We start from the raw sequence: 26,602 nt of genomic DNA on the forward strand, positions 1-26,602 counted from the left end.
TGTTAAATTTTGCCGGGGTTATTGTACGATGAATAATAAATATCTTTATAAATCATTTATTTATTCGTTTTAAAAATATACCGCTTTGGTGGTATTTGGTCTAACCCCTCCTTTTACAGTCCCTCTTCGTCTTGATCGTTATCAATTCTCCCCCTCTTTCAGGGCGTTACCTTCGCTGCAAATCAGCAATGTCGATTTAGAGAGCCACAGGCTCCATACAGGAGATACCCGATGAGCAAATTTTTGGACCGGTTTCGCTACTTCAAACAGAAGGGTGAAACTTTTGCCGATGGGCACGGCCAGGTTCTGGATACCAACCGGGACTGGGAAGACGGTTACCGCCAGCGCTGGCAGCATGACAAAGTCGTCCGTTCTACCCACGGCGTAAACTGCACTGGCTCATGTAGCTGGAAGATTTTCGTTAAAAACGGTCTGGTGACCTGGGAAATGCAGCAGACCGACTATCCGCGCACCCGTCCGGATATGCCGAACCATGAACCGCGCGGCTGCCCGCGCGGGGCCAGCTACTCCTGGTATCTCTATAGCGCCAACCGTCTGAAATATCCGCTGATGCGTAAACGCCTGATGAAAATGTGGCGTGAAGCGAAAGTGCAGCACAGCGATCCGGTTGATGCGTGGGCCTCTATCATTGAAGATGCCGACAAAGCGAAAAGCTTCAAGCAGGCGCGCGGTCGCGGCGGTTTCGTTCGTTCTTCCTGGAAAGAGGTGAACGAGCTGATTGCCGCCTCCAACGTCTATACCGTAAAAACCTACGGTCCTGACCGCGTGGCGGGCTTCTCGCCAATCCCGGCGATGTCGATGGTCTCTTACGCTTCCGGCGCGCGCTACCTGTCGCTTATCGGCGGGACCTGCCTGAGCTTCTACGACTGGTACTGTGACCTGCCGCCAGCGTCACCGCAGACCTGGGGTGAGCAGACCGACGTGCCGGAATCCGCCGACTGGTACAACTCCAGCTACATCATCGCCTGGGGCTCTAACGTTCCGCAGACCCGTACCCCGGACGCGCACTTCTTTACCGAAGTCCGCTACAAAGGGACCAAAACCGTCGCGGTAACGCCGGACTACGCGGAAATCGCCAAGCTGTGCGACCTGTGGCTGGCACCGAAACAGGGTACCGATGCCGCGATGGCGATGGCGATGGGCCACGTCATGCTGCGCGAATTCCACCTCGACAAACCGAGCCAGTACTTCACCGACTACGTGCGTCGCTACACCGACATGCCGATGCTGGTGATGCTGGAAGAGCGCGAGGGCTACTATGCCGCGGGCCGCACGCTGCGCGCCGCCGATCTGGTGGACGCGCTGGGCCAGGAAAACAACCCTGAGTGGAAAACCGTTGCCTATAACAGCAACGGCGAGCTGGTGGCGCCAAACGGCTCTATCGGCTTCCGCTGGGGCGAGAAGGGCAAGTGGAACCTTGAGCAGCGCAACAGCACCACCGGTGAAGAGACGGAGCTGCGCCTCAGCATGCTGGGCAGCCAGGACGAGATCGCCGAGGTTGGCTTCCCGTACTTTGGCGGTGAAGGTTCCGACCACTTCAACAAGGTTGAACTGAAAAACGTGCTGATGCACAAGCTGCCGGTTAAGCGCCTGCAGCTGGCCGACGGTTCTACCGCGCTGGTCACCACCGTCTATGACCTGACCATGGCGAACTACGGCCTGGAGCGCGGTCTGAACGACGAAAACTGCGCAACCAGCTATGACGACGTGAAGGCCTACACCCCGGCCTGGGCGGAGCAGATCACCGGCGTACCGCGCGCGCAGATCGTTCGTATCGCCCGCGAGTTTGCGGAAAACGCCGACAAGACCCACGGTCGTTCGATGATCATTGTGGGTGCCGGTCTGAACCACTGGTATCACCTCGATATGAACTATCGCGGTCTGATCAATATGCTGATCTTCTGCGGCTGCGTCGGTCAGAGCGGCGGCGGCTGGGCGCACTACGTGGGCCAGGAAAAACTGCGTCCGCAGACCGGCTGGCAGCCGCTGGCGTTTGCCCTTGACTGGCAGCGTCCGGCACGTCACATGAACAGCACCTCCTACTTCTATAACCACTCCAGCCAGTGGCGCTACGAGACGGTTACCGCGCAGGAACTGCTGTCGCCGATGGCGGATAAATCCCGCTACAGCGGCCACCTGATTGATTTCAACGTGCGCGCTGAACGCATGGGCTGGCTGCCGTCTGCGCCGCAACTGGGCACTAACCCGCTGCGCATTGCACAAGAGGCGAAGCAGGCGGGCATGTCGCCGGTGGATTACACCGTCAAATCCCTGAAGGAAGGCTCCATCCGCTTCGCGGCAGAACAGCCTGAGAACGGCAAAAACCATCCGCGCAACCTGTTCATCTGGCGCTCCAACCTGCTGGGCTCGTCCGGTAAAGGTCACGAGTACATGCTGAAATACCTGCTGGGCACCGAGAACGGTATTCAGGGTAAAGACCTCGGCAAGCAGGGCGGCGTGAAGCCAGAAGAAGTGGAATGGAAAGACAACGGTCTGGACGGCAAGCTGGATCTGGTGGTGACGCTGGACTTCCGTCTGTCCAGCACCTGCCTGTACTCCGATATCGTGCTGCCAACCGCCACCTGGTACGAAAAAGACGACATGAATACCTCGGACATGCATCCGTTTATTCATCCGCTGTCTGCCGCCGTTGACCCGGCGTGGGAATCGAAAAGCGACTGGGATATCTACAAAGACATCGCGAAGAAATTCTCCGAAGTCTGCGTAGGTCACCTGGGCAAAGAGACCGACGTGGTGACGCTGCCAATCCAGCACGACTCCGCTGCCGAACTGGCGCAGCCGCTTGACGTGAAGGACTGGAAAAAAGGCGAATGCGACCTGATCCCGGGCGTGACCGCGCCGCACATCATTCCGGTTGAACGTGATTACCCGGCAACCTACGAGCGCTTTACCTCCATCGGCCCGCTGATGGAGAAAATCGGTAACGGCGGCAAAGGCATCGCCTGGAACACCCAGAGCGAAATGGACCTGCTGCGCAAGCTCAATTACACCAAAGCAGACGGCCCGGCCAAAGGCCAGCCAATGCTCAACACGGCAATTGATGCGGCGGAGATGATCCTGACCCTGGCACCGGAAACCAACGGCCACGTGGCGGTGAAAGCGTGGGCGGCCCTGAGTGAATTTACCGGTCGTGACCACACGCATCTGGCGAAGAATAAAGAGGAAGAGAAAATCCGCTTCCGCGATATCCAGGCCCAGCCGCGCAAGATTATCTCCAGCCCGACCTGGTCTGGTCTGGAAGATGAGCATGTGTCCTATAACGCTGGTTATACCAACGTTCACGAGCTGATCCCATGGCGCACGCTTTCTGGTCGTCAGTCACTGTATCAGGACCACCAGTGGATGCGCGACTTCGGTGAAAGCCTGCTGGTGTACCGTCCGCCAATCGATACCCGCTCCGTGAAAGCGGTGATGGGCGCGAAATCGAACGGTAACCCTGAGAAGGCGCTGAACTTCCTGACGCCGCACCAGAAGTGGGGTATCCACTCCACCTACAGCGACAACCTGCTGATGCTTACCCTGTCGCGCGGTGGTCCGATTGTCTGGATGAGCGAAGCGGACGCCAAAGATCTGGGTATCGAAGATAACGACTGGATTGAAGTGTTCAACAGCAACGGCGCCCTGACGGCGCGTGCGGTGGTGAGCCAGCGCGTACCGGCCGGGATGACCATGATGTACCACGCGCAGGAACGTATCGTGAACCTGCCGGGTTCAGAGATCACCGAGCAGCGCGGCGGTATTCACAACTCCGTGACCCGTATTACGCCGAAGCCGACCCACATGATCGGTGGCTATGCGCAGTTGGCCTACGGCTTTAACTACTACGGCACCGTAGGATCGAACCGCGATGAGTTCGTGGTGGTACGTAAGATGAAGAATATTAACTGGTTAGACGGCGAAGGTAATGACCAGGTACAGGAGAGCGTAAAATGAAAATTCGTTCACAAGTCGGCATGGTGCTGAATCTGGATAAGTGCATCGGCTGCCACACCTGTTCAGTGACCTGTAAAAACGTCTGGACCAGCCGCGAAGGTATGGAGTACGCCTGGTTTAACAACGTGGAAAGCAAGCCGGGCACCGGTTTCCCGACCGACTGGGAAAACCAGGAGAAGTGGAAGGGCGGCTGGATCCGTAAAATCAACGGCAAGCTGCAGCCGCGCATGGGTAACCGCGCAATGCTCCTGGGTAAAATCTTCGCTAACCCGCACCTGCCGGGCATTGAGGACTATTACGAGCCGTTTGATTACGACTACCAGAACCTGCACAACGCGCCTGAAAGCAAACACCAGCCGATCGCCCGCCCTCGCTCGCTGATCACTGGTCAGCGCATGGACAAAATTACCAGCGGTCCAAACTGGGAAGAAATTCTGGGCGGCGAGTTCGAAAAGCGCGCCAAAGACCAGAACTTCGAGAACATGCAGAAGGCGATGTACGGCCAGTTCGAAAACACCTTCATGATGTATCTGCCGCGCCTGTGCGAACACTGCCTGAACCCGGCGTGCGTCGCGACCTGCCCGAGCGGTGCCATCTACAAGCGTGAAGAAGACGGCATCGTACTGATCGACCAGGACAAGTGCCGCGGCTGGCGCATGTGCATCACCGGCTGCCCGTACAAAAAAATCTACTTCAACTGGAAGAGCGGTAAGTCTGAGAAGTGCATCTTCTGCTATCCGCGTATCGAAGCCGGTATGCCGACCGTCTGCTCCGAGAGCTGCGTAGGTCGTATTCGTTACCTCGGCGTGCTGTTGTACGACGCGGACGCGATTGAGAATGCCGCAAGCACCGAGAATGAGAAAGATCTCTATCAGCGTCAACTGGACGTATTCCTCGATCCGAACGATCCGAAGGTGATTGAGCAGGCCCTGAAGGACGGTATTCCACAGAGCGTGATTGACGCCGCACAGCAGTCGCCGGTGTACAAAATGGCGATGGACTGGAAGCTTGCTCTGCCGCTGCACCCGGAATACCGCACCCTGCCGATGGTCTGGTACGTGCCGCCGTTGTCTCCGATTCAGTCTGCGGCGGACGCGGGCGAGCTGGGCAGCAACGGTATTCTGCCGGACGTGGAAAGCTTGCGTATCCCGGTTCAGTATCTGGCCAACCTGCTGACCGCAGGGGACACCCAGCCGGTACTGCTGGCGCTGAAACGTATGCTGGCGATGCGCCACTTCAAACGTGCGGAAACCGTTGACGGCGTGAACGATACCCGCGCGCTGGAAGAGGTCGGCCTGACCGAAGCGCAGGCGCAGGAGATGTACCGCTATCTGGCAATCGCTAACTACGAAGATCGTTTCGTGGTGCCAAGCAGCCACCGCGAGCTGGCTCGCGAGGCCTTCCCGGAGAAAAGCGGGTGTGGCTTTACCTTTGGCGACGGTTGCCACGGGTCAGACAGTAAATTCAACCTGTTCAACAGCCGCCGCATCGACGCCATGGATGTGACCAGCAAAACGGAGCCGCACCAATGATTGAACTCGTCATTGTTTCGCGTCTGCTCGAGTACCCTGATGCTGCGCTTGCGCAGCATCAACAGGAACTCTTTGATGCACTCGCGTCATCTGAAAACCTGGATAAAGAGGATGCCCAGAAGCTGGGCGTTTTCCTCCGCGATCTGCTGGCACGCGATCTGCTCGACGCGCAGGCGGACTACAGCCAGCTGTTTGACCGCGGGCGCGCGACGTCGCTGCTGCTGTTTGAACACGTTCACGGGGAATCCCGCGACCGCGGTCAGGCGATGGTGGACCTGATGGCCCAGTACGAGCAGCACGGCCTGCAGCTCGACAGCCGCGAGCTGCCGGACCACCTGCCGCTGTACCTGGAGTATCTGGCGCAGCTGCCGAAAGAAGAGGCGCTGGGTGGTCTGCAGGATATCGCCCCGATTCTTGCGCTGCTCGGCGCGCGTCTACAGCAGCGCGAGAGCCGCTATGCGGTGCTGTTCGATCTGCTGGTGAAGCTGGCGAACGCCTCTGTAGACAGTGAAAAAGTGGCGGAGAAAATCGCGGATGAAGCCCGGGACGATACCCCGCAAGCGCTGGATGCGGTCTGGGAAGAAGAGCAGGTGAAATTCTTTGCTGACCAGAACTGCGGCGAGTCTGAAATCTCCGCTCACCAGCGTCGTTTTGCCGGCGCGGTTGCCCCGCAATATTTGAATATCTCTAACGGAGGACGGCACTAATGCACTTCCTGAATATGTTCTTCTTTGACATTTACCCGTATATCGCGGGCACCGTGTTCCTGGTGGGAAGCTGGCTGCGCTATGACTACGGCCAGTACACCTGGCGTGCTGCCTCCAGCCAGATGCTGGATCGCAAAGGGATGCACGTCGCGTCTAACCTGTTCCACATCGGTATTTTGGGGATTTTTGCCGGTCACTTCCTTGGGATGCTGACGCCGCACTGGATGTACGAAGCATGGCTGCCGATTGAAGTGAAGCAGAAGATGGCGATGATCGCCGGTGGTGCCTGCGGTGTGATGACCCTGGTGGGTGGCCTGCTGCTGCTGAAACGGCGTCTGTTCAGCCCGCGCGTGCGTGCAACCACCACTGCAGCGGACATCCTGATCCTCTCCCTGCTGATGGTGCAATGCGCGCTGGGTCTGCTGACTATTCCATTCTCTGCGCAGCATATGGATGGCAGTGAAATGATGAAGCTGGTGGGGTGGGCGCAGTCCGTCGTGACCTTCCACGGCGGTGCATCTGAGCATCTGGACGGCGTGGCGTTTATCTTCCGCGTTCACCTGGTGCTGGGTATGACGCTGTTTGTGCTGTTCCCGTTCTCCCGACTGGTGCATATCTGGAGCGCGCCGGTGGAGTACCTGACGCGCAAATACCAGATTGTGCGTGCCCGTCGCTAATTCAGCGTCTTAATACCAACCCCGCAATCGCGGGGTTTTTTTTCGCCCCAGCCCAGGTTGTTGCCCGCTGCAGCAAACACGATCAGCGCGCCGCCCGCCAGCTGCGTCAGGTTCAGCGAGTGCCCGAACACCAGGTTATCGACAACGATCGCCACCACCGGATAGATAAACGACAGTGAGCCGGTAATGGGGGTAGGTAGCTTCTGAATCGCGCTGTAGAGCAGCTGGTACATAATGCCGGTATGGACGATGCCGAGCGTCAGCAGGATCGGCCAGGGAAAATCACCGGAAAATGACGGCCAGCTGGCAAACGGCAGAAGCATCACGACGCCCGTCAGCACCTGAATAAAGGCAATATGCTGCGGTGCGATAGTTTTCAGTTTGCGCGCAATGATTGCCGTCAGCGCGTAGAAGAAGGCCGCGGCCATTGCCAGACCGATACCCGCCAGCCATTCAGTGTCGTGGGTACCGGTCAGCTCGCTGGAGAGCAGTATCACCACGCCGCCGAAGGCGAGGAACAGCCAGCCCCATTTCACCACGCTGACGCGCTCGCCTAAAAACATCCCCATCAGGACCAGCATAAACGGCTGAGTGTTATAGACCACGGTCGAAAGACCAATAGAGATCCGCTCATAGGCTGCGAAGAGCAGTAGCCAGTTCACCACTAATGCCACACCGCCGAGAATCGCCAGCAGCAGCGTGGTGCGGGTGAGGGGGCTAAAGGGCTTTTGACTTACCCGGATAAAAATGAAAAGCGCTATTGCACCAATAAGGCAGCGCCAGAACACCACTTCCGTCACCGGCAGACCGCTGAGCAAAACAAACGCGCCAATAGAGCCGGAAATTAACATCGCCAGACTCATCTGCCAGACGCCTTTATGTAAATCACGCATCATTCACCTCCTGATTAATAACGCTATTGTCGAAAATCGCTGTTGGGTTTTACAGGGGTGAGATAAGGTTGAAGGTGTTAACTGCTTTTTTAAATTAGGTGAAACGAGTGGAATACCTTATTGATGATATCGATCGGCAAATTTTAGCCTGCCTGGTTGAGGATGCGCGCATGTCGTTGAAGGTGCTCAGCGGACGCATTGGCCTGACCTCACCCAGCACGGCGGAGCGTCTGAAGCGGCTGGAGGAGCGCGGTGTGATTCAGGGGTATGGCGCACGGGTGAATCTCGCGGCGCTGGGGTATACGCTACAGGCGCTGGTACGGGTGCGGCCTTTGCCGGGTCTGTTGCATAAGGTGGATAAGTATATTCAGGCGATGCCGGAGTGTATTGAGAGCGACAAGGTGACCGGGGAAGACTGCTTTGTGATTAGGCTGGTGGTGCGATCAATAGAACAACTGGATGCGCTGCTGGACGGGCTGGCGGAGCATGCCCAATGTAATACGTCGATTGTGAAAAGTTCGCCGGTGAAGCGTCGTTTGCCGCCAATATAGTCGTCTGTCGCCGGGTGGCGGCTGCGCCTTACCCGGACTACGAAGGTGGACTCGGTTCGATTTTGTTCGGGTTTTTTGAAGTGATGGTGGTGGGGGAAGGATTACTCGGCGCGTTGCGCCTCGCCCTTCGGGTCGTTGCCTGCGGCAACGCTTTCTCGCTGCGCTCGAATAGAACCTTAGTCGAAGCTTCTCATCCTTCCCCTTGCGGAAATACATGATGCACGGTGCGAGCAGAATGTTAAGTGTCATTTGAAAGTGATGGTGGTGGGGGAAGGATTACTCGGCGCGTTGCGCCTCGCCCTTCGGGTCGTTGCCTGCGGCAACGTTTTCTCGCTGCGCTCGAATCGAACCTTAGTCGAAGCTTCTCATCCTTCCCCTTGCGGAAATACATGATGCACGGTGCGAGCAGAATATTAAGTGTCGTTTGAAAATGATGGTGGTGGGGGAAGGATTCGAACCTTCGAAGTCGATGACGGCAGATTTACAGTCTGCTCCCTTTGGCCGCTCGGGAACCCCACCAGGGGTAATTCAAATTTTGAGGTCGTGCTGAGAGATGGTGGTGGGGGAAGGATTCGAACCTTCGAAGTCGATGACGGCAGATTTACAGTCTGCTCCCTTTGGCCGCTCGGGAACCCCACCACGGGGTAATGCGTTTTTACTGGCCTGCTTCCTGCTGGAAGCGGGGCGCATCATATCAAATGAGACGCCCCTGTAAAGCATTCCTTTAGGGAAAAGAAGCTGTTTGCCTGCTTTTTATCCGTAAAGGCGCAAAGCTAATCAATTCATTTTCCGAAAGATTAAAGAATGATGGTTCTGTTACCGTAGACAAAGACACGCTGCGCCAGCACCTGATACAGGGCACGACTCAACACGTTCTTCTCAACGTCACGTCCGGCGCGCATCATATCTTCTGCGGTGTAGGTGTGATCCACGTGAATCACGTCCTGCATGATGATGGGACCTTCGTCCAGATTGTCATTCACGTAGTGCGCGGTTGCGCCGATGATCTTCACGCCGCGCTCGTACGCCTGGTGATAAGGCCGCGCGCCAATAAAGGCCGGCAGGAACGAGTGGTGAATGTTGATAATCTTGTTCGGGAAGCGGGCGACGAAGGAAGGCGTCAGCACGCGCATATATTTCGCCAGCACCACGTAGTCCGGGTTATGCGCTTCAATGGCAGCAGCCATCAGGTTGTCGTGCTCTTCACGGGTATGGCCTTCATGGCTTACCAGCTCAAACGGAATATCAAAACGTTCAACCAGCGTGCGCAGGGTTTCGTGGTTGCCAATAACAGCGGCAATTTCTACGTCCAGGCCGCCGTAGTTGGCCTTCATCAACAGATCGCCCAGGCAGTGAGCTTCTTTCGTCACCAGAATCACAATGCGACGACGGCCCGCAGGATTCAGCTCACGCACGGAACCGTCCGGCAGCGCGCTGTCCAGATCGGCCAGCAGGGTGGTGTCGTTGAAAATGCCTTCCAGTTCGGTACGCATGAAGAAGCGACCGGTACGGTGGTCAACGAACTCGTTGTTCTGCACGATATTCAGTTCATGCTTGTAGCAAATATTGGTGATTCGTGCGATCAGCCCTTTTTGATCGGGACAGATAGTGCGCAGAACTTTACGTTGTAATGATTGCATCGCCGGGAAATCCTGTTTGTATTTGCGAAGTCTGGGTTGTCAGGCGTTACTGCCCGCAACACTTTTTGAATTTTTTTCCTGAACCACAAGGGCAGGTATCGTTACGACCAAACTGTGGGCGCGTACCGTCAATATAATACCACTGCCCGCTTTCCTTTAAGAACCGGGAACGCTCGATAATGGCGCCAGGCCTGGCGTTCTCGGTAAAACGGGCAACAAAGCTGACAAAGCCTTCGTCGTGGTGGCTACCGGGTGAAGATTCAAACACGGTAAGCCCAAGCCAGTGGGTGTTGGCGAACCCGGCTTCGATCTCCTGTCGGAAATCGGCGGCGTGGCAGGACGGGTGCCAGGTTTTTATCAGGTAGTCTGCGTCTTTGATCACAAAAGCAGTATACCGTGAACGCATGAGGTGTGACGGATCCGGTGCAACCTGATTGCCAGAAAGATATCGCTGGCAACATAGGCTATACTCCAGAGCGCTACCACAGGGGCAGAGTTGAGACACGATTCTCTTCCTGGAACAAAAAATAAGGGCGTAAAACGCCTCGGGTAGCACTATGTTAACTGAGCAGTTGCGTTGACGCTATGTCAGGAATCCAGGGGAAGTAAAACAGGGCTAATGAGAAAGGTTAAAATTGGACTGGCGCTGGGATCAGGTGCAGCCCGGGGATGGTCTCATATCGGCGTGATTAATGCCTTAAACAAGATGGGCGTTGACGTTGATATCGTAGCAGGATGTTCAATCGGATCGCTTGTCGGCTCCGCCTACGCGTGCGGCAAGCTTCCGGATCTCGAAACCTGGGTGCGCTCCTTCAGCTATTGGGACGTGCTGCGTCTGATGGATCTCTCCTGGCAGCGCGGTGGGCTGTTGCGCGGTGAACGCGTCTTTAACCAGTTCCGCCGGGTGATGCCTCTCGAAGACTTTACTGACTGCCGGATGCCTTTCGGCGCCGTCGCAACCAATCTCAGCACAGGCCGTGAACTCTGGTTGACCGAAGGGGATATTCACCTTGCGGTGCGTGCTTCATGCAGTATTCCTGGGCTTATGGCGCCCGTGCCCCATAACGGTTACTGGCTTGTCGATGGTGGCGTCGTGAACCCGGTTCCCATCTCTCTGACGCGTGCCATGGGGGCGGACATCGTCATCGCCGTTGATTTGCAGCACGACGCTCATCTGATGCAGCAAGACCTTATGCCGGTCAATCTGCAGAGCGAAGATGCCGACGTCGAAAAGCTTGCCTGGCATGAACGCCTGCGCGGAAGAATTGGTCGCCTGGCCGCACGACGCTCGGTTGCCGCACCGACGGCCATGGAGATCATGACCACCTCAATTCAGGTTCTTGAGAATCGCCTTAAACGTAACCGTATGGCTGGCGATCCTCCGGATATTCTTATTCAGCCTTACTGTCCGCAAATCTCTACCCTTGATTTCCATCGGGCTGAGGCCGCCATCGCAGCGGGCTCGCTAGCCGTCGAAAAGAAAATAGACGAGTTGCTGCCGTTTGTGCGAACAGCACGTTAAGCACCTTTTTTTGACTACTTCAGCAAAATCTGACAGGCGATAGTGCCGATAGCATGCCACTATTTAGTAACTGTCAGCCAGGGGAGGAACCATGACGCAGCCATTGGCCGGAAAACACATTTTGATTGTTGAAGACGAGCCCGTTTTCCGATCGCTACTGGATTCGTGGTTATCCTCGCTGGGAGCAAACACTTTACTGGCTGAAGATGGTGTCGACGCGCTGGAAAAAATGACCGGTATTACGCCCGATCTGATGATTTGCGACATCGCAATGCCGCGAATGAATGGGCTGAAACTGGTTGAACATCTGCGCAACGAGGGTGACCAGATGCCCATTCTGGTGATCTCCGCGACAGAAAATATGGCGGATATTGCCAAAGCATTACGTCTTGGCGTTCAGGATATTCTGCTAAAACCCGTCAAAGATCTGAACCGGTTACGTGAGACGGTATTAGCGTGCCTTTATCCAAATATGTTTAATTCCCGCGTTGAGGAAGAGGAACGCCTTTTTCAGGACTGGGACGCGCTGGTGAGTAATCCGCCAGCGGCGGCGAAATTGTTGCAAGAACTTCAGCCTCCCGTTCAGCAAACTATTTCCCACTGCCGCGTAAACTATCGCCAGCTGGTGGCGGCCGATCAGCCTGGGCTGGTGCTGGATATTGCACCTCTGTCTGATTCCGACCTCGCATTTTATTCTCTGGACGTAACCCGTGCAGGGGATAATGGCGTATTAGCTGCATTGTTACTTCGCGCGCTCTTTAATGGATTATTGCAGGAACAGTTATCACATCAGGGACAACGGCTCCCTGAGTTAGGCAGTTTACTCAAACAGGTAAACCAGCTTTTTCGTCAGGCCAATTTACCCGGACAGTTCCCGCTGCTGGTTGGTTATTACCATAGCGGTTTAAAGAATCTTATCCTCGTTTCTGCAGGTCTCAACGCGTCACTGAATACCGGGGAACACCATATTCAGGTGAGTAACGGGGTGCCGCTTGGAACACTGGGAACGGCGTATCTAAATCAAATTAGCCATCGCTGTTCTTCCTGGCAGTGCCAAATTTGGGGTGCCGGGGGAAGGCTTCGCTTAATGTTGTCCACGGAATAAGCAATTGGATCTTAATTTTAAGATTGCTTTACCTGTGTTTTCTCGGGAGTGCTACTATCGCTGCCCAGATTCATGCGTATTTGTCCTAATTCATCGGCAACGCGTTCTTTTCAGACCCGGACTGCGGGGCGAGGCTGATATACTCAACGCGTTATTTATTGCATAAAAGTTCAAAACTTGAACAGCTCAGGAGAATTTGAATGGCTGCCCTAAATTCGAAAGTCAGAAAGGCCGTCATCCCGGTAGCGGGATTGGGGACCAGGATGTTACCAGCAACTAAGGCGATTCCTAAAGAGATGCTGCCTCTGGTTGATAAGCCATTAATCCAGTATGTCGTTAATGAGTGTATCGCGGCCGGCATTACTGAAATTGTGCTGGTTACGCATTCATCTAAAAACTCTATCGAAAACCACTTCGATACAAGTTTTGAACTCGAAGCCATGCTGGAAAAACGCGTTAAGCGTCAGCTGTTAGAAGAAGTTCAGTCTATTTGCCCTCCGCACGTCACCATTATGCAGGTTCGTCAGGGGCTGGCTAAAGGTCTGGGCCACGCGGTTATGTGTGCACACCCGGTTGTGGGTGATGAGCCCGTCGCGGTTATTCTGCCTGACGTGATTCTGGATGAATACGAATCCGATCTTTCCCAGGACAACCTGGCTGAGATGATCCACCGCTTCGACGAAACGGGCTGCAGCCAGATCATGGTTGAGCCAGTTGAAGACGTGACCGCTTACGGTGTGGTTGACTGCAAGGGCGTGAACCTTGAGCCAGGCGAAAGCGTGCCAATGGTTGGTGTCGTAGAGAAGCCTAAAGCCGACGTAGCGCCGTCTAATCTGGCAGTGGTGGGTCGCTATGTCCTTAGTGCTGAAATCTGGCCACTGCTGGCGAAAACGCCTCCAGGAGCAGGGGATGAAATCCAGCTGACGGATGCCATTGATATGCTGATCGAGAAAGAGACCGTTGAGGCTTACCACATGAAAGGTAAGAGCCATGACTGCGGTAATAAGCTCGGTTATATGCAGGCGTTCGTTGAATACGGCATTCGCCATAATACTCTGGGTGAAGAATTTAAAGGCTGGCTCAAAGAGAGTATGGGTATTAAGAAATAATCCAGGCGTAAATCTATGAAACCGGTGTGGCGCTGCCCACCGGTTTTTTTATGCCCATAAAACGCCATGACCAGCCTGTTTGTAAGCGAAACTAAATAGCCAAATAACGCTTTATGACGGAGTGTAAGAGGATGTTAGTGATAAATTGCGGGCAAAAAAAATCCCACCAGAGGCGGGATTTTTCTGAATTCGGCTTGATTAATCCTTGATCAGGAAGTCATCCAGCTGTTTACCTTGCTCATCCATAGCTTTCTTGATTACAGCAGGAGTACGGCCCTGGCCGGTCCAGGTTTTAGTTTCGCCGTTCTCATCTACATAGCTATATTTAGCAGGACGGGCAGCGCGTTTTGCTTTGGTACCGGTTTTTGCAGCAGCAATGCTGTTCAGCAATTCATTTGGATCGATACCATCAGCAATCAGCATTTCACGATATTGCTGCAGTTTACGCGTACGCTCTTCGATTTCAGCAGCAGCAGCGCTTTCTTCTTCGCGACGTTCATTAACTACAACTTCTAATTTTTCCAGCATTTCTTCGAGCGTTTCAAGGGTACATTCTCTTGCCTGCGCACGAAGAGTACGGATGTTGTTCAGAATTTTAAGTGCTTCGCTCATTGTAGTAATCTCAAACTTATAATGGGGGGTGGTTTGTTGACCTAATAATAGAGCCATAAATTCAGATGTGCAATAGCCAGGAATGTAAGGAATTCAAAAAATACTAAATAAAGCCGCTATTATTAATTACGCTAACTTAAATTTCCTCTTTGGCAGTCTCGCTTGTTATCACGATAACCTGCTTAACCCCGCCGCTTGCATCTTTTTTTTGTGACATTTGCCGCAGGAATTATAGTTGCGGCGGATAAATATCAGCCTTTTGTATTAGTTCCAGCCGACGGTGTTAAGGCAGGAATAGTTAATAAATAGTGAATTTTAATGAACGCAGATTCCACTATAAAAAGAAGTGTTATGTTTGGCTAACCATATAACCTATTCACCAGCATGACCGTCATTACTCTCTGTTTTAGCGGATTATTTTTGCGAAAAGAGGGCGTTTTACACCTTTCAGCACGGCATCGTTTGTGCGGCGTGTCGCTGATGACCAGACAAAATATGGTACAATGAATCATCGGGAATATTACACATTGATTAGGGTTTTACGGCCAATGGCACAACTTTATTTCTACTATTCGGCAATGAATGCCGGGAAATCCACCGCACTGCTGCAATCCTCATACAATTACCAGGAACGAGGAATGCGTACCGTTGTTTATACCGCTGAAATCGACGATCGCTTCGGTGCAGGGAAGGTGAGTTCCAGAATAGGCCTCTCTTCGCCTGCCAGGCTGTTTAACCCGCAAACTGACCTGCTGGAGGATATCCGCGCTGCGCATGCGTCAGAGCCCATTCACTGCGTGCTGGTTGATGAGAGCCAGTTCCTGACACGTGAACAGGTGCACGCGCTCTCTGAAGTGGTTGATGAGCTCGATATCCCCGTCCTGTGCTACGGGCTGCGTACGGACTTCCGCGGGGAGCTGTTTGCAGGAAGCCAGTATTTGCTCGCCTGGTCAGATAAGCTGGTTGAACTAAAAACTATCTGTTTCTGCGGACGCAAGGCCAGCATGGTGCTTCGTCTCGACCAGGCTGGAAAACCTTATGCGGACGGTGAGCAGGTGGTGATTGGTGGCAATGAACGCTATGTGTCGGTCTGTCGTAAGCATTATAAGGAAGCGTTGTCCGTAGGCTCGCTGACGGCGATCCAGCACGACAACAGAAAATAATATCCGCCGTTATTCAGACATAAAAAAACCCGCCATACAGGCGGGTTTTTTTCATCAGACTGTCAGTTAAGCGCTTTTCTTCGCTTTCTTGTCAGCTTTAATGACCGGAGCTTCTGTTTTCACAGCAGCAACGTCACCTTCTTTGAACTCACGACCGTAGTAGGTATCCAGCAGAATCTGTTTCAGCTCGGAGATCAGTGGGTAGCGCGGGTTAGCACCAGTACACTGGTCATCGAAGGCATCTTCAGACAGCTTGTCTACGTGAGCGAGGAAGTCAGCTTCCTGAACGCCTGCTTCACGGATAGATTTAGGAATACCCAGTTCAGCTTTCAGGCTTTCCAGCCATGCCAGCAGTTTCTCAATCTTCGCAGCAGTACGGTCGCCCGGTGCGCTCAGACCAAGGTGGTCAGCGATTTCAGCATAACGACGGCGCGCTTGCGGACGGTCATACTGGCTGAACGCAGTCTGCTTGGTTGGGTTGTCGTTGGCGTTATAGCGGATAACGTTGCTGATCAACAGGGCGTTCGCCAGACCGTGAGGAATGTGGAACTGTGAACCCAGCTTGTGCGCCATAGAGTGGCAAACACCCAGGAAGGCGTTCGCAAACGCGATACCCGCGATGGTTGCTGCACTGTGGACACGTTCACGTGCTACAGGGTTTTTAGAACCTTCGTTGTAGGACGCTGGCAGGTTTTCTTTCAGCAGTTTCAGGGCCTGCAGAGCCTGACCGTCAGAGAACTCAGACGCCAGTACAGAAACGTAGGCTTCCAGCGCGTGAGTCACGGCATCCAGACCACCGAACGCACACAGAGACTTCGGCATTTCCATGACCAGGTTGGCATCAACGATAGCCATATCTGGCGTCAGCGCGTAGTCAGCCAGCGGGTATTTCTGACCTGTTGCGTCATCTGTTACTACCGCGAATGGCGTCACTTCTGAGCCGGTACCGGAAGTAGTGGTGACGGCGATCATTTTCGCTTTCACGCCCATTTTCGGGAACTTGTAGATACGTTTACGGATGTCCATAAAGCGCAGCGCCAGTTCTTCGAAGTGGGTTTCCGGATGTTCGTACATAACCCACATGATTTTCGCGGCGTCCATTGGGGAACCACCACCCAGTGCGATAATCACATCTGGTTTGAAGGAGTTCGCCAGTTCAGCACCTTTGCGTACAACGCTCAGGGTTGGGTCAGCTTCAACTTCGAAGAACACTTCAGTTTCGACGCCAGCCGCTTTCAGCACAGAGGTGATCTGGTCAGCGTAGCCGTTGTTGAACAGGAAACGGTCAGTCACGATGAGCGCACGTTTGTGGCCATCAGTAATCACTTCATCCAGCGCGATTGGCAGAGAGCCACGGCGGAAGTAGATAGATTTCGGAAGTTTGTGCCACAACATGTTTTCAGCTCGCTTAGCAACGGTTTTCTTGTTGATCAGATGTTTTGGACCAACGTTTTCAGAGATGGAGTTACCACCCCAGGAACCACAACCCAGAGTCAGGGAAGGTGCGAGTTTGAAGTTATACAGGTCACCGATACCACCCTGAGAAGCAGGGGTGTTAATCAGGATACGGGCAGTTTTCATCATCTGACCGAAGTGGGCAACACGCTCTGGCTGGTTATCCTGGTCGGTGTACAGACATGAGGTATGACCGATACCGCCCATGGCAACCAGCTTCTCGGCTTTTTCTACCGCGTCTTCGAAATCTTTCGCACGGTACATAGCAAGCGTAGGAGACAGTTTTTCGTGAGCAAACGGCTCGCTTTCGTCGACAACTTTAACTTCACCGATCAGGATCTTGGTGGTCGCCGGAACGGTAAAGCCCGCGAGTTCAGCGATTTTATAGGCTGGCTGACCTACGATGGCAGCGTTCAGCGCGCCATTTTTGAGGATGATGTCCTGAACCGCTTTCAGCTCTTTGCCCTGCAGCAGGTAGCCGCCGTGGCTGGCGAAACGCTCGCGTACTGCATCGTACACGGAATCAACAACAACTACAGACTGTTCAGATGCACAGATAACGCCGTTATCGAAGGTTTTAGACATCAGCACAGACGCAACAGCACGTTTGATGTCAGCGGTTTCATCGATAACAACGGGGGTGTTACCTGCGCCTACACCGATTGCTGGTTTACCGGAGCTGTATGCTGCTTTAACCATACCAGGACCACCGGTCGCCAGAATCAGGTTAATGTCCGGGTGATGCATCAGCGCGTTAGACAGTTCAACAGAAGGTTGGTCGATCCAGCCAATCAGATCTTTTGGTGCGCCCGCAGCAATTGCTGCCTGCAGAACGATGTCGGCTGCTTTATTTGTTGCGTCTTTCGCACGTGGATGTGGAGAGAAGATGATTGCGTTACGGGTCTTCAGGCTGATCAGCGATTTGAAGATAGCCGTTGAAGTAGGGTTAGTCGTTGGAACAATACCGCAAATGATGCCGATAGGCTCGGCGATGGTGATCGTCCCGAAGGTGTCGTCTTCAGACAGAACGCCACAGGTTTTCTCATCTTTATAGGCGTTGTAGATATACTCAGAAGCAAAGTGGTTTTTGATCACTTTATCTTCAACGATACCCATGCCAGATTCGGCAACGGCCATTTTAGCGAGAGGGATTCGAGCATCTGCAGCAGCCAGAGCGGCCGCGCGGAAGATTTTATCAACCTGTTCTTGGGTGAAATTGGCATATTCACGCTGGGCTTTTTTAACGCGCTCGACGAGGGCGTTCAGTTCAGCGATATTAGTAACAGCCATAATGCTCTCCTGATAATGTTTAAACTCTTTTAGTAAACCAGCGCTCGATACGTCAGACAGTATAGACAGTGCCAATACGACTTGCGTTACATAAAGTAAAACAAAGGGTTACTTTATGCTCCAGTACACTAATTTACTAAAAGAGCCTTACCTTAGCATCATCCCTTTTTGTCAGGTGACCTCCCTGGGGGCGTAATCAAGATTACTCACTTCTGAGTACGGAAATCATGATCTGCGTCAATTTTCCACCAAGCTGATACCTTTCAGCAGGGTTATTTAATGGATATATTTCCACTGTTAATTAATTAAGTAACTATTGGAAGTGACGCTATCATTGTCTCAACATATGTTTAACATTCTGAAATGCTAACGTTTTGGCACAGATTTCTGGTGAAGTATGCTAATAAAAAGCGTATCTTCAGCGCGATTTTTCCTAACAATGTAACTGTCCCGGGCATGCGCAAAAGCGGAGCAAAACGTGATCCAAACGCTCTTTGATTTTCCAACGTATTTCAAATTTTTTATTGGTCTGTTTGCCCTGGTCAACCCGGTGGGGATCATTCCTGTCTTCATTAGTATGACCAGTTACCAGACGGCGGCGGCCCGGAACAAAACCAATCTTACCGCTAACCTGTCTGTGGCGATCATTTTGCTCACCTCGCTTTTCCTGGGTGATGCCATTCTCCAGCTCTTTGGCATCTCGATTGACTCCTTCCGCATTGCGGGCGGGATCCTGGTGGTGACCATTGCCATGTCCATGATCAGCGGTAAGCTGGGTGAGGATAAGCAGAACAAGCAGGAAAAGTCAGAAACCGCCATCCGCGAAAGTATCGGCGTGGTTCCGTTGGCATTGCCCCTTATGGCCGGGCCGGGTGCCATCAGTTCAACCATTGTCTGGGGCACGCGTTACCATAGCCTCATGCATTTGATTGGTTTTTCTGTCGCGATTGCCGTTTTCGCACTCTGTTGCTGGGGCGTATTCCGCATGGCGCCGTGGCTGGTACGCCTGCTGGGGCAGACCGGCATCAACGTTATTACGCGTATCATGGGGCTGCTGTTAATGGCACTCGGGATCGAATTCATTGTCACGGGTATTAAAAGCATTTTCCCCGGCTTGTTACATTGATATTTCATATGAAAGAACGGCGCTTCGGCGCCGTTTTTTTTGTATCAATATCAGCAAATCATATAAATAAAGTTGAAAAGCTTACCTGTCATAATAAATTCTACTAATAATGTTCATCTCATATATTTCATAGAGTTATGAATTCATCTCAAGCCTGCCTGCACAGAAAATCTTCGAACGCACTGTTATTTTACTCACACGATAGTCTTGGGCTTGCTGCGGGATAACCGAAATGATATTAGTAATTTCAACATTTCGTTAGATGAATGTGCTAAATAATAATCAATTGTTAAATTTTCGTACAAAACTACGCGATGAAAATGCAGCGACGCGCCTGAAGGGAATATCTTCCATATTGGTTTGAATTTTAAGTGTTTTTTAGGATGATTAACGTATGGAAGGGCTGGGCAGGACGATACGACCTGGGCCGTAAAAGAGAATTGCTTAACAAATTTGCAAAATGTATTGGCGCGTGTTTACGCCATTTGATACTTTCCGGCCTACTATTTTGCAGCCTAAAACAAGTAGATGAGAATTATTTTCATATAATCCTCTTCTCAGATATCCAGCACAGGTCTCAAACAGGGGAGGCCTGGCAAGAATCGACGCAAGACGGCCATACGAGCGGTCAGTAATAAAAAAGTCGGTGATAGCAAGCAGTAAAAAAAGAACCTGACAGCAGCAAAAAAAACTCCTGCGCTGTACAGGCCCCAACAGGGGATTAGACAGCTGGCGAAAGCCAGTAATTATAATGAGTGGAGTACCAACACAATGTCCATCATCACAAAAAAAAATCTGGTAGCGGCGGGGATTTTAACTGCGCTAATCGCGGGAAACGCTGCAATGGCTGCGGACGTTCCTGCAGGTGTTCAGCTGGCGGAAAAACAGACGCTGGTGCGTAACAACGGTGCGGAAGTGCAGTCTCTCGATCCGCATAAAATTGAAGGCGTTCCTGAGTCAAACGTTAACCGCGACCTGTTCGAAGGTCTGCTGGTGACTGACGTAGACGGCCACCCGGCACCGGGTGTGGCAGAAAAGTGGGAAAACAAAGATTTCAAAGTCTGGACCTTCCATCTGCGTAAAGATGCCAAATGGTCCGACGGTACACCGGTTACCGCCGAAGATTTCGTGTATAGCTGGCAGCGCCTGGCGAATCCAAATACCGCCTCTCCGTATGCGAGCTATCTGCAGTATGGCCACATCGCCAATATCGATGACATCATCGCCGGTAAAAAGCCGGTCACCGACCTGGGCGTGAAGGCGATCGATGCTAATACCTTTGAAGTGACGTTGAGCGAACCTGTTCCGTACTTCTATAAGCTGCTGGTTCACCCGTCCGTCTCGCCGGTACCAAAATCCGCCGTGGAAAAATTTGGTGAAAAATGGACGCAGCCTGCCAATATCGTGACCAACGGCGCCTATAAGCTGAAAGACTGGGTGGTCAACGAACGTATGGTGCTGGAGCGTAACCCTCAGTACTGGGATAACGCGAAGACCGTGATTAATCAGGTCACCTACCTGCCAATCTCTTCCGAAGTGACCGACGTTAACCGCTACCGCAGCGGTGAAATCGACATGACCTATAACAACATGCCGATTGAACTGTTCCAGAAGCTGAAGAAAGAGATCCCGAAAGAAGTTCACGTCGATCCATATCTGTGCACCTATTATTACGAAATCAACAACCAGAAAGCACCGTTCACCGACGTGCGCGTTCGTACCGCGCTGAAGCTGGCACTGGATCGCGATATCATCGTGAACAAAGTGAAAAACCAGGGCGATCTGCCGGCGTACAGCTACACGCCTCCGTATACCGATGGGATGAAACTGGTTGAGCCTGAGTGGTTCAAATGGTCGCAGGAAAAACGTAACGAAGAAGCGAAAAAACTGCTGGCTGAAGCAGGATACACCGCAGACAAGCCGCTGACGTTCAACCTGCTGTATAACACATCAGATCTGCATAAAAAACTGGCGATTGCCGTCGCGTCTATCTGGAAGAAAAACCTGGGCGTGAACGTTAAGCTGGAAAACCAGGAGTGGAAAACCTTCCTCGATACGCGTCATCAGGGGACCTTCGACGTGGCGCGTGCGGGCTGGTGTGCGGACTATAACGAACCGACATCATTCCTGAACACCATGCTCAGCGACAGTTCAAACAACACGGCGCACTATAAGAGCCCGGCGTTTGACAAGATCATCGCTGAAACCCTGAAAGTGTCTGACGATGCGCAGCGCGCAGAGCTGTACGCGAAATCAGAAGAACAGCTCGATAAAGACTCTGCAATTGTACCGGTTTACTACTACGTTAACGCCCGTCTGGTGAAACCGTGGGTAGGGGGTTATACCGGTAAAGACCCGTTGGATAATATTTCCGTTAAGAATCTTTATATTATCAAGCATTAATGGCAATACGTGGGGCGAGCCTGGCTTGCCCCACTGTGTCTACTTTGTAACATTCATCAGGCACACGCCAGAAGGTACGGGCAATGTTGAAATTTATCCTGCGTCGCTGTTTAGAAGCGATACCAACGTTATTTATTCTAATTACGATTTCCTTCTTTATGATGCGTCTCGCGCCGGGAAGTCCATTTACCGGTGAACGTACGTTGCCGCCAGAAGTCATGGCCAACATCGAAGCGAAGTATCACTTAAACGATCCCATCACCACCCAATACTTCAATTATCTGAAGCAGCTGGCGCACGGTGATTTTGGACCGTCATTTAAATATAAAGACTATTCCGTTAACGATCTGGTGGCCTCCAGCTTCCCGGTCTCGGCAAAACTGGGTGCTGCAGCATTCATTCTGGCCGTCGTTCTCGGGGTCACTGCAGGCGTTATCGCCGCGCTCAGACAAAATACCAAATGGGATTATGCCGTAATGGGGGTGGCAATGACCGGGGTAGTCATACCCAGCTTCGTTGTCGCGCCATTGCTGGTGATGATATTTGCCATCACGCTGAAATGGCTGCCCGGGGGCGGCTGGAACGGCGGGGCATTGAAGTTCATGATTTTGCCGATGGTGGCATTATCGCTGGCCTACATCGCCAGTATCGCGCGTATTACCCGTGGTTCAATGATCGAAGTGCTGCACTCAAACTTCATCCGCACCGCGCGCGCGAAAGGGCTGCCGATGCGCCGGATCATCTTCCGCCACGCGCTTAAGCCGGCGCTGCTGCCTGTGCTCTCCTATATGGGACCGGCATTCGTCGGCATCATTACGGGTTCAATGGTTATCGAAACAATTTACGGCCTGCCGGGTATTGGTCAACTGTTCGTAAACGGGGCGCTTAACCGTGACTACTCGCTCGTTCTGAGCCTCACGATCCTCGTGGGCGCACTGACCATTCTCTTTAACGCCGTTGTCGATGTGCTTTATGCCGTTATCGACCCGAAAATTCGTTACTAACGCTGGAGCACGCCATGATGTTGAGTAAGAAAAACAGCGAGGCGCTGGAAAACTTCAGTGAAAAACTGGAAGTAGAAGGTCGTAGCCTCTGGCAGGACGCGCGCCGTCGCTTTATGCATAACCGTGCGGCGGTCGCCAGCCTGGTTGTGCTGGTGATCATCGCGCTGTTTGTCACCCTGGCGCCGATGCTGTCGCAATTTACCTATTTCGATACGGACTGGGGCATGATGTCCAGCGCGCCTGATATGGAGTCCGGCCACTATTTCGGCACCGATTCATCCGGCCGTGATTTGCTGGTGCGCGTGGCGATTGGTGGCCGTATTTCCCTGATGGTCGGTATCGCCGCCGCGCTGGTGGCGGTGATCGTGGGGACGCTTTACGGCGCGCTTTCCGGCTACCTTGGCGGCAAAGTAGACTCGGTGATGATGCGTCTCCTGGAAATCCTGAACTCCTTCCCGTTTATGTTCTTCGTGATTTTGCTGGTGACATTCTTCGGCCAGAACATCCTGTTGATCTTCGTGGCCATCGGGATGGTTTCCTGGCTGGATATGGCGCGTATCGTGCGCGGCCAGACGCTGAGCCTCAAACGCAAAGAGTTTATCGAAGCGGCGCAGGTAGGGGGGGTATCAACCAGTAATATCGTGGTTCGCCATATCGTGCCTAACGTGCTGGGCGTGGTGGTGGTCTATGCCTCACTGCTGGTGCCAAGCATGATTCTGTTTGAATCCTTCCTCAGCTTCCTGGGGCTGGGCACGCAGGAGCCACTGAGCAGCTGGGGCGCGCTGCTGAGCGACGGCGCAAACTCGATGGAAGTTTCACCGTGGCTGCTGCTTTATCCGGCGGGTTTCCTGGTCGTTACCCTGTTTTGTTTTAACTTTATCGGCGATGGCCTGCGTGATGCCCTCGACCCGAAAGACCGTTAAGGAGCGCCGTCATGACAATTATTGAAACGGCCACCGCGCCACAGGCGCAGCAGCAGAGTAATCTACTGCTGGATGTTAAAGACCTCCGCGTGACCTTTAAAACCCCGGACGGCGATGTTACTGCGGTCAACGATCTCAACTTTAACCTGAGCAAAGGGGAAACGCTGGGGATCGTGGGTGAATCCGGCTCTGGAAAATCCCAGACGGCTTTTGCGTTAATGGGCCTGCTGGCCGCTAACGGCGTTATTGGCGGTTCGGCGAAATTCAACGGTCGCGAAATTCTTAACCTGCCGGAGCTCGAGCTGAACAAGCTTCGCGCCGAACAGATCTCAATGATTTTCCAGGATCCGATGACCTCCCTGAACCCGTATATGCGCGTCGGTGAGCAGCTGATGGAAGTCCTGATGCTGCACAAAGGTCTGGGCAAAGCGGAAGCTTTTGAGGAATCCGTTAAAATGCTGGATGCGGTAAAAATGCCGGAAGCACGCAAGCGCATGCGCATGTTCCCGCACGAGTTCTCTGGTGGTATGCGTCAGCGCGTAATGATTGCCATGGCGCTGCTGTGCCGGCCAAAACTGCTGATTGCCGATGAACCGACTACCGCGCTGGACGTCACCGTGCAGGCGCAAATCATGACCCTGCTGAACGAGCTTAAGCGTGAGTTCAACACGGCGATTATCATGATCACCCACGATCTGGGCGTGGTTGCCGGTATCTGTGACAAAGTGCTTGTGATGTACGCCGGGCGCACCATGGAATACGGCAAAGCGCGCGACGTATTCTATCAGCCAGCCCATCCGTACTCGATTGGCCTGCTGAACGCGGTGCCGCGTCTTGATGCGGAAGGGGAGTCCCTGCTCACCATTCCGGGCAACCCGCCAAACCTGCTGCGACTGCCGAAAGGCTGTCCGTTCCAGCCGCGCTGCCCGCACGCGATGGAAATCTGTAACAGCGCGCCGCCGCTGGAAGAATTTGCCCCAGGCCGTCTGCGCGCCTGCTTTAAGCCGCAGGAGGAGCTGGTATGAACGCAGTAGATGAAAAACGCAACGTGCTGCTCGAAATCGCCGACCTCAAGGTGCATTTCGACATCAAAGATGGCAAGCAGTGGTTCTGGCAGCCGCCGAAGACCCTGAAAGCGGTAGATGGCGTCACCTTGCGTCTGTACGAGGGGGAAACCCTGGGCGTGGTGGGCGAATCCGGCTGCGGTAAATCCACCTTTGCGCGTGCGATTATCGGTCTGGTGAAAGCCACCGGCGGCAAAGTGGCCTGGCTGGGCAAAGATCTGCTGGGCATGAAGCCTGACGAGTGGCGCGACGTGCGCAGCGATATCCAGATGATTTTCCAGGATCCGCTGGCCTCATTAAACCCGCGTATGACCATCGGTGAGATTATCGCCGAACCGCTGCGCACCTATCATCCAAAGATGCCGCGTCAGGAAGTCCGCGACCGCGTGAAGGCGATGATGCTCAAAGTCGGGTTGTTGCCTAACCTCATTAACCGTTACCCGCATGAATTTTCAGGCGGCCAGTGTCAGCGTATTGGCATTGCGCGTGCGCTTATCCTTGAGCCGAAACTGATTATTTGTGATGAACCGGTCTCCGCGCTGGACGTGTCGATTCAGGCGCAGGTGGTTAACCTGCTTCAGAAACTACAGCGCGAAATGGGGCTGTCGCTAATCTTCATTGCGCACGACCTGGCGGTGGTAAAACACATCTCCGACCGCGTGCTGGTGATGTATCTGGGCCATGCCGTGGAACTGGGAACCTATGACGAGGTGTACCATAACCCGCTGCACCCTTATACCAAAGCGCTGATGTCGGCTGTGCCGATCCCCGATCCGGATCTGGAAAAGAATAAAACGATTCAGCTTCTGGAAGGGGAATTGCCGTCGCCGATCAATCCGCCGTCGGGCTGCGTGTTCCGCACGCGATGCCCAATGGCCGGGCCGGAATGCGCGAAAACGCGACCGGTGCTGGAGGGCAGTTTCCGACATGCGGTTTCCTGCCTGAAAGTAGACCCGCTATAATCGCAAGGGCTGACATGATGTCAGCCCTTATTTTTTTGCGAGGTTACCGTGTCGCGTTTATTCACTTCAGCCCGTCGGCGGCTCTATCATCTTTTATTCGATCCTGAAACGGTATCGGGACGCCGTTTTGAAGGTCTGTGTGCGCTGTTTGCGCTATTGAGCGTAGTGGTCATCTTTATTGAATCGGGTGTGGGGACGCAATATCACCTGACATTTGAGGAATGGCATGCGTTTGTCTGGCTGGAACTTATTATTACCCTGGTCTTTACCGCTGAGTATATTCTGCGTGTTGTTTGCTGGCCCAACCCGGCAAAGTACGTCTTTAGCTTCTGGGGCTTTATTGATTTAGCGACGATCCTGCCGCTCTATGTGATGTGGCTGTGGCCGGAGATCAGCCTCAACTATGTTTTCGCCTGGCGAGCGATGCGCGTTATTCGGGTCTTGCGTATTCTGAAGTTACTGCGCTTTATGCCGTCGCTGCGCGTATTCTGGAGTGCGATCGTCAGCGCACGCCATCAGCTTATTCTGTTCTATTCGTTTATTGCCATCGTCATGATTGTTTTTGGCGCGCTGATGTATTTGATCGAAGGGCCGAAATATGGCTTCACGACGCTCAACGCGTCCGTCTACTGGGCGATAGTGACCGTTACGACCGTGGGGTATGGCGATATAACGCCCCATACGCCGCTGGGACGTATTGTGGCATCCGTGCTGATTCTGATTGGGTATTCGGTAATTGCCATTCCGACGGGGCTTATTACCACGCACATGAGCAGCGCGTTTCAGAACCATAAACAGCGGCGCAAATGTCCGAACTGCCACCAGGCCGATCATGAACACAGCGCGCGGTTTTGCAACCGCTGCGGAAGCGCGTTACCGGATTAAATAA

Annotated in this window: 21 protein-coding genes, 2 tRNA genes and 2 other RNA genes; 16 read left to right on the plus strand and 9 right to left on the minus strand. The window is 53.3% G+C overall.

From position 1 onward, the window contains the following. The first annotated feature begins 231 nt into the window (after positions 1-231). The 4 genes from ACTJI7_RS12775 to narI are packed head-to-tail and all read left to right on the plus strand — an operon-like array spanning position 232 to position 6,891. A complete protein-coding gene (locus ACTJI7_RS12775) occupies positions 232-3,975 on the plus strand; it encodes a nitrate reductase subunit alpha (RefSeq protein ID WP_063154389.1) in 3,744 nt (1,247 codons plus the stop codon). After that, positions 3,972-5,507 (plus strand): nitrate reductase subunit beta, encoded by a 1,536-nt coding sequence (gene narH / locus ACTJI7_RS12780; protein ID WP_028013444.1) that lies wholly within the window; start codon positions 3,972-3,974, stop codon positions 5,505-5,507. The genes ACTJI7_RS12775 and narH overlap by 4 nt, the downstream gene beginning before the upstream one ends. Beyond that, a complete protein-coding gene (gene narJ, locus ACTJI7_RS12785; RefSeq protein ID WP_045261096.1) occupies positions 5,504-6,214 on the plus strand; it encodes a nitrate reductase molybdenum cofactor assembly chaperone in 711 nt (236 codons plus the stop codon). The genes narH and narJ overlap by 4 nt, the downstream gene beginning before the upstream one ends. Continuing rightward, positions 6,214-6,891 (plus strand): respiratory nitrate reductase subunit gamma, encoded by a 678-nt coding sequence (narI, locus tag ACTJI7_RS12790; protein ID WP_021240339.1) that lies wholly within the window; start codon positions 6,214-6,216, stop codon positions 6,889-6,891. The genes narJ and narI overlap by 1 nt, the downstream gene beginning before the upstream one ends. On the opposite strand, the gene ACTJI7_RS12795 is transcribed toward narI, so the two are convergent. Further along, on the minus strand, positions 6,888-7,784 hold the full coding sequence (locus ACTJI7_RS12795) for a DMT family transporter (protein WP_440670024.1): 897 nt from the start codon (positions 7,782-7,784) through the stop codon (positions 6,888-6,890). The two genes, narI and ACTJI7_RS12795, sit on opposite strands and share 4 nt — an antisense overlap. Positions 7,785-7,891: 107 nt before the next feature. On the opposite strand from ACTJI7_RS12795, the gene ACTJI7_RS12800 reads away from it, so the two are divergent. Continuing rightward, complete coding sequence (locus ACTJI7_RS12800) at positions 7,892-8,335, plus strand: Lrp/AsnC family transcriptional regulator (RefSeq protein WP_063154385.1); 444 nt, start codon at positions 7,892-7,894, stop codon at positions 8,333-8,335. Positions 8,336-8,419: 84 nt separating this feature from the next. On the opposite strand, the gene ACTJI7_RS12805 is transcribed toward ACTJI7_RS12800, so the two are convergent. From ACTJI7_RS12805 to ACTJI7_RS12830, 6 genes are all read right to left on the minus strand, one after another. After that, positions 8,420-8,550: non-coding RNA, RtT sRNA (locus tag ACTJI7_RS12805), on the minus strand. Positions 8,551-8,594: 44 nt separating this feature from the next. Beyond that, positions 8,595-8,725: non-coding RNA, RtT sRNA (locus tag ACTJI7_RS12810), on the minus strand. A 44-nt stretch (positions 8,726-8,769) separates the two neighbouring features. Further along, positions 8,770-8,854, minus strand: a tRNA-Tyr gene (locus ACTJI7_RS12815). Between the two features lie 35 nt (positions 8,855-8,889). Continuing rightward, positions 8,890-8,974, minus strand: a tRNA-Tyr gene (locus ACTJI7_RS12820). A 158-nt stretch (positions 8,975-9,132) separates the two neighbouring features. Continuing rightward, the gene (gene purU / locus ACTJI7_RS12825; protein ID WP_028013439.1) at positions 9,133-9,975 is read right to left on the minus strand and encodes a formyltetrahydrofolate deformylase; all 843 of its coding nucleotides are present in this window, start codon (positions 9,973-9,975) and stop codon (positions 9,133-9,135) included. Positions 9,976-10,021: 46 nt separating this feature from the next. Next, entirely contained in the window at positions 10,022-10,480 is a 459-nt protein-coding gene (locus ACTJI7_RS12830) for a YchJ family protein (protein ID WP_041909602.1), read from the minus strand. Positions 10,481-10,594: 114 nt separating this feature from the next. On the opposite strand from ACTJI7_RS12830, the gene rssA reads away from it, so the two are divergent. From rssA to galU, 3 genes are all read left to right on the plus strand, one after another. After that, positions 10,595-11,497 carry a patatin-like phospholipase RssA gene (gene rssA / locus ACTJI7_RS12835; RefSeq protein WP_028013437.1) on the plus strand — a complete coding sequence of 301 codons (903 nt, stop codon included), beginning with the start codon at positions 10,595-10,597 and terminating at the stop codon, positions 11,495-11,497. Positions 11,498-11,588: 91 nt separating this feature from the next. Then, a complete protein-coding gene (gene rssB / locus ACTJI7_RS12840; RefSeq protein ID WP_028013436.1) occupies positions 11,589-12,602 on the plus strand; it encodes a two-component system response regulator RssB in 1,014 nt (337 codons plus the stop codon). Positions 12,603-12,802: 200 nt separating this feature from the next. Next, on the plus strand, positions 12,803-13,711 hold the full coding sequence (gene galU / locus ACTJI7_RS12845; RefSeq protein WP_028013435.1) for a UTP--glucose-1-phosphate uridylyltransferase GalU: 909 nt from the start codon (positions 12,803-12,805) through the stop codon (positions 13,709-13,711). A gap of 198 nt (positions 13,712-13,909) precedes the next feature. Here galU and hns read toward each other — a convergent pair whose 3' ends face one another. Continuing rightward, entirely contained in the window at positions 13,910-14,323 is a 414-nt protein-coding gene (gene hns, locus ACTJI7_RS12850; RefSeq protein ID WP_028013434.1) for a histone-like nucleoid-structuring protein H-NS, read from the minus strand. A gap of 548 nt (positions 14,324-14,871) precedes the next feature. On the opposite strand from hns, the gene tdk reads away from it, so the two are divergent. Further along, positions 14,872-15,486: a thymidine kinase gene (gene tdk / locus ACTJI7_RS12855; RefSeq protein ID WP_028013433.1), complete on the plus strand. Its 615-nt coding sequence runs from the start codon at positions 14,872-14,874 to the stop codon at positions 15,484-15,486. A gap of 66 nt (positions 15,487-15,552) precedes the next feature. Here the strand turns inward: tdk and adhE are convergent, their stop codons facing one another. Further along, complete coding sequence (adhE, locus tag ACTJI7_RS12860) at positions 15,553-18,231, minus strand: bifunctional acetaldehyde-CoA/alcohol dehydrogenase (protein ID WP_028013432.1); 2,679 nt, start codon at positions 18,229-18,231, stop codon at positions 15,553-15,555. Between the two features lie 478 nt (positions 18,232-18,709). Here adhE and ACTJI7_RS12865 point away from each other — a divergent pair, with 478 nt between their 5' ends. The 7 genes from ACTJI7_RS12865 (at position 18,710) to ACTJI7_RS12895 (ending at position 26,598) form a co-directional block, all read left to right on the plus strand. Next, a complete protein-coding gene (locus tag ACTJI7_RS12865) occupies positions 18,710-19,357 on the plus strand; it encodes a YchE family NAAT transporter (protein WP_047368710.1) in 648 nt (215 codons plus the stop codon). A gap of 771 nt (positions 19,358-20,128) precedes the next feature. After that, complete coding sequence (oppA, locus tag ACTJI7_RS12870; RefSeq protein ID WP_028013430.1) at positions 20,129-21,760, plus strand: oligopeptide ABC transporter substrate-binding protein OppA; 1,632 nt, start codon at positions 20,129-20,131, stop codon at positions 21,758-21,760. Between the two features lie 83 nt (positions 21,761-21,843). Next, positions 21,844-22,764: an oligopeptide ABC transporter permease OppB gene (gene oppB, locus ACTJI7_RS12875; RefSeq protein ID WP_028013429.1), complete on the plus strand. Its 921-nt coding sequence runs from the start codon at positions 21,844-21,846 to the stop codon at positions 22,762-22,764. Between the two features lie 14 nt (positions 22,765-22,778). Continuing rightward, on the plus strand, positions 22,779-23,687 hold the full coding sequence (gene oppC / locus ACTJI7_RS12880; RefSeq protein WP_028013428.1) for an oligopeptide ABC transporter permease OppC: 909 nt from the start codon (positions 22,779-22,781) through the stop codon (positions 23,685-23,687). 11 nt (positions 23,688-23,698) lie between these two features. Continuing rightward, the gene (locus ACTJI7_RS12885; protein WP_028013427.1) at positions 23,699-24,712 is read left to right on the plus strand and encodes an ABC transporter ATP-binding protein; all 1,014 of its coding nucleotides are present in this window, start codon (positions 23,699-23,701) and stop codon (positions 24,710-24,712) included. Continuing rightward, positions 24,709-25,713 carry a murein tripeptide/oligopeptide ABC transporter ATP-binding protein OppF gene (gene oppF / locus ACTJI7_RS12890; RefSeq protein WP_041909608.1) on the plus strand — a complete coding sequence of 335 codons (1,005 nt, stop codon included), beginning with the start codon at positions 24,709-24,711 and terminating at the stop codon, positions 25,711-25,713. Before ACTJI7_RS12885 ends, oppF begins: the two co-directional genes overlap by 4 nt. A 48-nt stretch (positions 25,714-25,761) precedes the next feature. Beyond that, positions 25,762-26,598 carry an ion transporter gene (locus ACTJI7_RS12895; protein ID WP_045260682.1) on the plus strand — a complete coding sequence of 279 codons (837 nt, stop codon included), beginning with the start codon at positions 25,762-25,764 and terminating at the stop codon, positions 26,596-26,598. Positions 26,599-26,602: the final 4 nt, after the last annotated feature.

It is taken from the genome of Enterobacter sp. 22499, assembly GCF_052044815.1.
In the GTDB taxonomy this organism is placed as follows: domain Bacteria; phylum Pseudomonadota; class Gammaproteobacteria; order Enterobacterales; family Enterobacteriaceae; genus Enterobacter; species Enterobacter bugandensis.

What these genes read in the sequence shown, in the direction of transcription:
- narH (WP_028013444.1), top strand. Translation starts at nt 3,972, where the DNA reads ATGAAAATTCGTTCACAAGTCGGCATGGTGCTGAATCTGGATAAGTGC.
- narI (WP_021240339.1), top strand. Translation starts at nt 6,214, where the DNA reads ATGCACTTCCTGAATATGTTCTTCTTTGACATTTACCCGTATATCGCG.
- oppF (WP_041909608.1), top strand. Translation starts at nt 24,709, where the DNA reads ATGAACGCAGTAGATGAAAAACGCAACGTGCTGCTCGAAATCGCCGAC.
- galU (WP_028013435.1), top strand. Translation starts at nt 12,803, where the DNA reads ATGGCTGCCCTAAATTCGAAAGTCAGAAAGGCCGTCATCCCGGTAGCG.
- oppB (WP_028013429.1), top strand. Translation starts at nt 21,844, where the DNA reads ATGTTGAAATTTATCCTGCGTCGCTGTTTAGAAGCGATACCAACGTTA.
- rssA (WP_028013437.1), top strand. Translation starts at nt 10,595, where the DNA reads ATGAGAAAGGTTAAAATTGGACTGGCGCTGGGATCAGGTGCAGCCCGG.
- ACTJI7_RS12775 (WP_063154389.1), top strand. Translation starts at nt 232, where the DNA reads ATGAGCAAATTTTTGGACCGGTTTCGCTACTTCAAACAGAAGGGTGAA.
- adhE (WP_028013432.1), bottom strand. Translation starts at nt 18,231, where the DNA reads ATGGCTGTTACTAATATCGCTGAACTGAACGCCCTCGTCGAGCGCGTT.
- ACTJI7_RS12795 (WP_440670024.1), bottom strand. Translation starts at nt 7,784, where the DNA reads ATGCGTGATTTACATAAAGGCGTCTGGCAGATGAGTCTGGCGATGTTA.
- oppA (WP_028013430.1), top strand. Translation starts at nt 20,129, where the DNA reads ATGTCCATCATCACAAAAAAAAATCTGGTAGCGGCGGGGATTTTAACT.
- oppC (WP_028013428.1), top strand. Translation starts at nt 22,779, where the DNA reads ATGATGTTGAGTAAGAAAAACAGCGAGGCGCTGGAAAACTTCAGTGAA.
- rssB (WP_028013436.1), top strand. Translation starts at nt 11,589, where the DNA reads ATGACGCAGCCATTGGCCGGAAAACACATTTTGATTGTTGAAGACGAG.
- hns (WP_028013434.1), bottom strand. Translation starts at nt 14,323, where the DNA reads ATGAGCGAAGCACTTAAAATTCTGAACAACATCCGTACTCTTCGTGCG.
- narJ (WP_045261096.1), top strand. Translation starts at nt 5,504, where the DNA reads ATGATTGAACTCGTCATTGTTTCGCGTCTGCTCGAGTACCCTGATGCT.
- ACTJI7_RS12885 (WP_028013427.1), top strand. Translation starts at nt 23,699, where the DNA reads ATGACAATTATTGAAACGGCCACCGCGCCACAGGCGCAGCAGCAGAGT.
- purU (WP_028013439.1), bottom strand. Translation starts at nt 9,975, where the DNA reads ATGCAATCATTACAACGTAAAGTTCTGCGCACTATCTGTCCCGATCAA.
- tdk (WP_028013433.1), top strand. Translation starts at nt 14,872, where the DNA reads ATGGCACAACTTTATTTCTACTATTCGGCAATGAATGCCGGGAAATCC.